General features: G+C 47.8%; 6 protein-coding genes. 1 reads left to right on the top strand and 5 read right to left on the bottom strand.

From position 1 onward, the window contains the following. Positions 1-129 precede the first annotated feature (129 nt). A complete protein-coding gene (locus PKI34_12265) occupies positions 130-2,037 on the bottom strand; it encodes a M1 family metallopeptidase (protein ID HNS18583.1) in 1,908 nt (635 codons plus the stop codon). A gap of 112 nt (positions 2,038-2,149) precedes the next feature. On the opposite strand from PKI34_12265, the gene PKI34_12270 reads away from it, so the two are divergent. Next, a complete protein-coding gene (locus PKI34_12270) occupies positions 2,150-2,989 on the top strand; it encodes an SDR family NAD(P)-dependent oxidoreductase (GenBank protein ID HNS18584.1) in 840 nt (279 codons plus the stop codon). A gap of 113 nt (positions 2,990-3,102) precedes the next feature. On the opposite strand, the gene PKI34_12275 is transcribed toward PKI34_12270, so the two are convergent. The 4 genes from PKI34_12275 to PKI34_12290 all read right to left on the bottom strand — a co-directional run bounded on the left by PKI34_12275 (position 3,103) and on the right by PKI34_12290 (position 7,333). Further along, the gene (locus PKI34_12275) at positions 3,103-3,987 is read right to left on the bottom strand and encodes a hypothetical protein (GenBank protein HNS18585.1); all 885 of its coding nucleotides are present in this window, start codon (positions 3,985-3,987) and stop codon (positions 3,103-3,105) included. A gap of 295 nt (positions 3,988-4,282) precedes the next feature. Then, complete coding sequence (locus tag PKI34_12280; protein HNS18586.1) at positions 4,283-5,515, bottom strand: T9SS type A sorting domain-containing protein; 1,233 nt, start codon at positions 5,513-5,515, stop codon at positions 4,283-4,285. Between the two features lie 16 nt (positions 5,516-5,531). Next, positions 5,532-5,732 carry a T9SS type A sorting domain-containing protein gene (locus PKI34_12285; GenBank protein HNS18587.1) on the bottom strand — a complete coding sequence of 67 codons (201 nt, stop codon included), beginning with the start codon at positions 5,730-5,732 and terminating at the stop codon, positions 5,532-5,534. Beyond that, positions 5,723-7,333 carry a right-handed parallel beta-helix repeat-containing protein gene (locus PKI34_12290; GenBank protein ID HNS18588.1) on the bottom strand — a complete coding sequence of 537 codons (1,611 nt, stop codon included), beginning with the start codon at positions 7,331-7,333 and terminating at the stop codon, positions 5,723-5,725. The genes PKI34_12285 and PKI34_12290 overlap by 10 nt, the downstream gene beginning before the upstream one ends. Positions 7,334-7,601 lie beyond the last annotated feature (268 nt).

The raw sequence follows: 7,601 nt of genomic DNA on the forward strand, positions 1-7,601 counted from the left end.
CGCAAAGTCGCCAAGACGCTAAGAAAATAATATTGATTATTAAGACTTTGCGTCTCTGCGGTCTTGAATAAAATAACCCCTTTTGACACAACCTCTTTCCGTGTTCTGGCATTGCATCATTAACAGGTTTCATTTCACAATCCAGTGATCATTACGATCTTCTGCATCCGGTATCTCCTTGTGCCCCAATTCAATCTTTTGTATACTAACCAAAGAAGGGACAGTAAGATCATACACGTCATCCCCCATCTTCCAGATACCTGCATCCAGGTGGATGGCTTTCTCCGACTCATCTGCAAACCGGATCTTTGCATGCACAGGCACAGGATAATGGCCGATCTTCCTTATTCTGACAAGATATTGATCTTCAATTTGTCTCACCTCCCCGATCCCCAGGTCCGGGTAACCGTATTCAAAGAACCACGGCCGGTACAGCCAGCTCAGATCCTCGCCGGACACATCATTGAACGTGAAGAAAAAATCGAACGGTGTCGGATGCCGGCCCTTCCAGCGCTCGATGTAGGTTTGCAGGGCCTGCATGAACCGCTCCTCACCCAGGTAATCACGCAGGATCAGATAGAAGAAGGCCGCCTTGGTATAGGAGTTATTCCAGTAGGGAACATTTCTGATCACATTGGATATGGTGAAGAGGGGAAGGTCGATGTCTGATCCGGCCAGGTCGTTGTAGGTTGAGCCCCACATGACCGTTGATATCTGCGCCGTATCGATCACCGAAGTGATCAGGTATTCTCCCAGTGTTGCCCAGCCTTCATCCATCCAGGCGTATTTTGTTTCATTGATCCCCATAAGAAAAGGGAAATAGGTGTGGAAGATTTTGTGGCAGGTAAGATCGATCACCTCCTGCATATCGGTGAGCGAATGATCATTTACCATCATGGGGTATTCCATTTCGCTCAGCCCGTTAAAAACAGTCATGGACGGATAGGGAAAAGGAACAGCCGGGAAGCGGTACGACATCTCTCCGATCGCTTTCCGGGCAATGCCGCACACATCATAAAAATCGCCTGATCCCTTATTGAACGCAGCAGCGATCCAGGTCCGGCGGTTGTCAGCCGGATCAACCACCAGGCTGGTTGCATCCCAGAGATAATGATCCGAAATTCCAAATGCGACGTCGGTAACATTACGGGCCCTGAACAGCCAGGTATGTGACTTGCCCCTTGTGGTGACCTTCTGTGCAGAATCAACAGGCCGTATGATGGAAATGATCTCGTCCGACACCTTCGATTCCAGAAAACGCCCCAGGTATGGCTCAGCCAGTACATCTTCCGGATTTTGCAGCTCACCGGTGGCCCAGACCAGGTATTGACCGGGTACGGTGACTGACAGCTGATAGTCAGCAAAATCGTTGTAAAATTCCTGCTCCCCGGTATAAAGGGACGTATCCCAGCCATCCACATCATCATAAACGCACAGGTGAGGGTAAAAATAAGCAAAGAACCAGCTGCCCGGATCCACCTGTCCGGTGCGCAAATGGGATTCCTTATTGATCCGGTAATCCCACGACATATCCAGGATTACTGATTGCAAGGGCATTACAGGATCCGGTGGCCGGACCATCATCAGGGTATGCGAAATAAAGATGCTGTTATTAAGCGGAGTAAGATCCAGTGGATTGCCGTCAACCGTTATCTGACGGATCGTCAATCCGTCGTGTTCATCCAGGGGATTGACATCATAGTCGCGGTGCAGACCTTTTTTATAATAATTGGGATACAGATGGAAATAAAGAACGTCAAGTGTATCGGGGCTGTCATTGAAATAGATGGTGCGGGCCTTACCCGTAAGGATATTGTTGTCCGGATTGAATGAAACATCGAGTGTATGGTCAGCCCGGTTCTGCCAATAGGCCGGCCCGGGTTCACCTGAAAAGGAGCGTGTATGCTTGTCATAGGCTTGTTTTATGTTTCCCGGAATGTAAAGATCCTGTGAAAGCAATGGGAATGGTGCGAATGCAAGTGCTAAAAAAAGAATCCGTGTAATGAACGGTAACATCTGAAAGAAAAGACTACTCATGCCTTTGGAATTAAGAACTGAGGGATAAATTTACTGTAAATAATTGACTTGACAGGATGATATCGCCATTCAGACTGTTTTATTTACCTTCGCAAAGTTTCATTGAAACACAATGGAAAAGACTGTCCTCATCACCGGAGCAGCAAACGGTCTTGGGAAAGCACTCGTTGAAGAATTCGCCAGGCATGGCTGGATGGTCTTTGCAGCCGATATCGAGCCTGTTCCCTCCTTCCATCCTGATATCATTCCTCTGCAAATGGATGTAACCGATTCAGCATCCATAAAAGAGGTGTATACTACAGTTACCGGAAACATCAGCTACCTCGACCTGCTTCTCAACTGTACCGGGATCTATGAAGCCTATCCCTTATCTGAGATATCCTATGAAGACCTGTTCAGGATTTACTCCGTCAATACCTTCGGTGCCTTCCGTGTCATCCGGCAATTTGTGCCCCTTTTATTACCTGCCAGAGGGCGGATCGTGTCGGTCAGCTCAGAGAGTGTGAAATTCCCATCCCTGTTCCAGCCCTATCAGGCCACCAAGATCGCCCTGGAGGCCATCCACCGCACCATTGGCCAGGAGCTTTATCTGAAAGGCATACGGATGGCGCTTATCCGTCCCGGTGCAATTCAGACCCGGCTGGCCGGAGAGGTCGATCGTCTGGTCAATCCTGTCCAGGATTCGATATTCGAAAGGGAGTTTGCCCGTTTTGCGGCCATGGCACCCAGGTTCAGGGGCAGGATTCTCTCTCCTGAAAAAGCAGCCGCAAAAATTTACAAAAAGATTACCCGCCGTCATTTGCGGCCAGTGTACCGAATCAACAATAATCCCTTGCTTTCATTGATAGCAGCAGTACCTGAGAGGTGGATGATGAGGTTGTTGAAATGGATGCTTGACAGGGATTATAAAATTCCAAATTCCACGATCCAAATCCCAAACAAATTCCAATAACTCAAATTCCAAATCAAGGCGGATTAAGTACTGGGATTTGGTTTTTGTAATTTGTTTGTATTTTGGTGCTTGGGATTTGGAATTTCTCCGGTATCTGCCGGAGATCCGGAATCTCATCCAACAGACATATTAGGGTCGTACTTGATCCGTGACGGCCTTGATCCCATTTTTACACCGTCAATGAATTTATCGGTACACTCCCGGATGTCCTGATGATATCCCCCCTCCAGAACCGCGAAAACGTTGGAGAACGATCGCCGCAGCCGGAAACCGATCTCGTAAAAGGCATCGAGAGAAAATTGAAGACTCAGCAGGTGGTCTTTATGGTAGGCGTCAAATCCGGCTGAGACGCCCACCACATCGGGTGAAAACTTTCGGGCAGCACCAATGGCCCTGTCAAGTACATCCAGTAGTTCCTTGTCACCGCTACCGGCTACCAGGGGCAGGTTTAGCGTAAATCCAGCACCTTTTCCAGTGCCTGCCTCGGCCGGGAAACCGGAAAAGGGATAGGCGTAGAGTTGATGTACAGAGCAATAAAAAACCCGGTCGCTATCGTAAAAGATGGATTGTGTGCCGTCGCCGTGATGGGCGTCAAAGTCGAAAATGAACACCTTCTTTCCTTCGTTGACCAGTTTCTGAGCTGCAATGGCGATGTTATTGAACAGACAGAAACCCGCGGCACGTGCTTTTCCAGCGTGGTGGCCCGGAGGGCGGACCACGGCAAAATCATTTTGTTCGGAGGCCAGGACGGTAAGTCCCACGGCAATTTTGGCCGCTTCCCACGTTTCGGGGGTCAGTAACACCTCTGCCACATACTCCTTGTTCTGGCAGGCTTCCCTGATCCATTCAATATAGGATTCGGAGTGCACCAGAGAAATGTACTGCTCCCCGTCGGCAAAGGTATCTTCCACATCCGAAAAGCCCTGGATGCGGTAGGCTCCCTCCGCATCGCTATGGATGTTATGGAGAAGGAATTTCTGATTGAAAAGGATCTTCATTTTCGCAACAATTTGCACAAAATTACAATTTTCAGGGAATTGGAAGGGGGGATTTTAAATGAAAAGTTGGCAGCGGAGCGAAGCGAAGTTCCGACGAAAGCCGGAATTGGCATTTGGCAGGAAATTGCAAAGTCCGTAGGGCTTTTAAACGGGTAGAAATGGATAGCAGGTTCTGATGTGCCGTCCCGTAGCGGACGGGATTAATTGTCAATTGTCGGTTGTCGATGTTCAATGAAATAACACAACGACCTTCTGAGTCGAAACGGTATCCCCCGCCTTTTATTTTGCCACTTTTTTATTCCCTGACAAACTTCCCTACCTGAATGCCCTTTTCCCAAGTCAGCCTCACAAAATAGATTCCGCCGGGCAATGCGCCAACATCAATCATTGTAGTCGGTTCCGTGATTTGCTGTTCGATGAGCTGCTGACCATTCAGATTATAGAGGGTCAGATAGGTGTTTTTTGGGGGAACGGTGGATGTTTCTATAGTAATTTGGCTGGATGCGGAAGTAGAGTAGATTAAAAAGGAAGATTCAGGTGTCAAGTCCTCAACAGAAATAAACTCACAGGCTTCCAATACTTCTTCCTGACTGTTGCAGCCGGGTGCATTATTATAAATTTCCACTATTCCGTTCGGACTTGCTAAATAATCACAAATACTTAGTATTTCACAATTGGATAAAGAATTGTTATGTTTAATCCATATATTATTGATAGATGATGCATCCATATTCTCCAGACCCATTAAACTAGTCAGTGCAGCATTGTATCTGATCTCAATGTCTCCTCCGATGGAAGTCAAATTTTCCAGACCCGTAAGACTTGTCAGGGCAGGATTAAAATTAATTAACAGGTGTCCACTGGTGGAAGTCAAATTGTCCAAGCCAGTCAGACTGGTCAGGGAAGCATTGCCTGCAATCACAAAGTACCCTCCCGCGATGGAGGTCAAATTGTCCAGGCCCGCCAGACTGGTCAGGGAATCGTTTTCATTAATCCTAAGACTTCCCCCGATAGCAGTCACATTATCCAGACCCGAAAGACCAGTTAGGGCAGGATTTCTCCAAATGAAAAGTCCTTCCCCGATGGAAGTCAGATTTTCCAGTCCTGTCAGGCTGGTCAGGGCATCGTTGAAGCTAATATAAAGGGTTCCCTCGAAGGAAGTCACATTGTCCAAGCCCGTTAAACTTGTCAGTGCAGGATTGCCATTCATATAAAGGGCTCCCCCGATGGAAGTCACATTGTCCAGTCCCGTCAGACTTGCAAGGGCATCGTTGTTGATAACAGAAAGGTTTCCCCAGAAAGCCGTTAAAACATTTAATCCATTCAGATTGGTTATATCACTCCCGTTTATTTCAACGTCTCCTTCAATCTCAGTACAACCGGGATTGTCAGTTTGAAAATTATCAATTTGTTCCTGGGTGGTAAAGGTGAATCCATCTGGCAGGCAACTGGAACAGGGCTGTGTTGTCTGCGGCAAGGCACTGTTTTCTGCAAGCAGCGCAATCAATAGGATACAGAACTTTTTCATGACAGATGTTCAATAGTTAATGGCTAAGAACAACGACCTTTTGGGTCACGACAGCCTCCCCCGCCTGCAGCCGGATCACATAGATCCCTGCCGGCAGCTCGGACGTGTCGAAATACAGGGTATGTTGCCCAGGCGATTGAGCCTCGTTAAGAAGCGTCATAACCTGCCTGCCAGAGCTCTCATGCAACGTAATTCTGATTGTTGTATTTATTGCCAACTGCCAACTGCCAACTGATCTTTGGTCTCAGCTATCTGATATCTGATCTCTGATCTTCCAAAGGCCGGATTCGGAAAAACCTGCAGCCTGAAGCTTGCAGCCTGAAGCTCCTCCACTCCCTCCCACATGATATCCTCGTCAGCACCAATGTCAACATACGCATCACCCGGCCTCGTCTCCCCCTCAAGATCCCGGTCCGGGGCGTAATAAACGATCCCGCCGATCTCTATCTGGTCAATGCCGGCATCCCAGCACGGACTGTCACTCCAGCTGATGTGGAACATTGTATCATCCACAAATTCAGGATCTTCATTCATGTTCCCCTCACCTGTCCAACCGCCATCAACATTAGAGTATACCATACCAAGTTGACTGTCAATGGTTACAATTTCGGAGCTGAAATTTGCGAAATCGTTCCAGAGGATCGTATTCATCACAATGGCATCTGATCCCCACAAATAAAGACCTCCGCCAATTTCCTCTGCTTCGTTCTCAGTGATGGTGTTGTTGATGATTTGCAGGAACTGGGTGTGCTCATCGTAACTATAGATTCCTCCACCCAGAGAGGCTGTATTATATGCGATCAGATTGTTCACTACTTTCGCACCTGCACCCCAGAAGTTAATCCCTCCTCCCAGGCATTCCATCCCTACAAAATAGTTGTCGGTTATCCTGTTGTACTTAAGTTCAAGGGTTGTGTCGGTAATGGCAATACACACTCCAGCCCCCCTGCCATTGGTCGTTCCATCCATAGAATTCCCTGTGATCATATTATTACTGATTTCCCCATGGTTTTTATAAATGAACACACCACCGCCTGAACATTGATAAGCAATGTTTGACGACGAATATAGTTCATTCCCTGTAATGATATTGTTCCTGATCTCGACTGTATTGAATGTATTCCATCCGCCACTGTATAATCCGCCTCCATTCACATACTGGCTGATCGATTCAGCCATATTGTCCGTTATTTCATTGTTAATGATCCGTGCATCCGTACGGATACTCATGCCCCCGCCGGCACCAATACTATAGGTTGACAAGGTATTATGTCTGATCCTGTTATTCCGGATCACCAGAAATATGTCTGCATCAGGTGGCCCGGTTCCGATACCAGCTCCTTCCGCATAGAAACTGGTCTCGATGGTGTTGTATTCAATGTGGTTATCACAGATGGTTGCCCCGGAGTTATCGCATGCAATACCTCCCCCTCCAACTATTGGAATTGAAGGATAAAAATTGCCACCTCCACCTGTTATGGTAAATCCGCAAATCATGGAAGTGGTATCTTCACCGGAGTTGAAAGTCACTACAGCTGCCTTATCCGGATTGACCGGCTGGCTGCCGTCGATCACGGTGTATTCGATATGGTCGGAATCACTGTCAATAATGAACCAGCTGGCCACAGTGATGGCCTTGCCTATGAAGTCGATGTTCTCATAGTAGGTCCCTTCGTCCACCAGCACGGTGTCACCGTCGCTGGCTGCGTCGATCCCGGCCTGGATGCTGGGCTGGTCACCGGGGACGTGGATGATCTGCGCTGTGATGGTTCTGAAGAGGCACATAGCGACTGTTGTGAGGAGGAGATGTGGTTTCATGGTTGGTTGGATTTAGCTACAAGCTTGTTAAATACTTAATATTTCATACTACATACTTCATATTTCATAATATGAGTGGCAATGTCGGGGTAAAATTACACCCCCGGCAAGGGATATCCTACCCGGTGCGTTACATTTGATGCGGGTGAGGTTACATGGCAGTTGGCAATTGGCAGTTGGCAATTGGCAGTTGGCAGTTGGCAGTTGGCAATTGGCAGTTGGCAGTTGGCAGTTGGCAGTTGGCAGTTGGCAGTTGGCAGTTGGCAGT

The sequence above is a fragment of the Bacteroidales bacterium genome (assembly GCA_035342335.1).
Taxonomy (GTDB): Bacteria; Bacteroidota; Bacteroidia; order Bacteroidales; family JAGONC01; genus JAGONC01.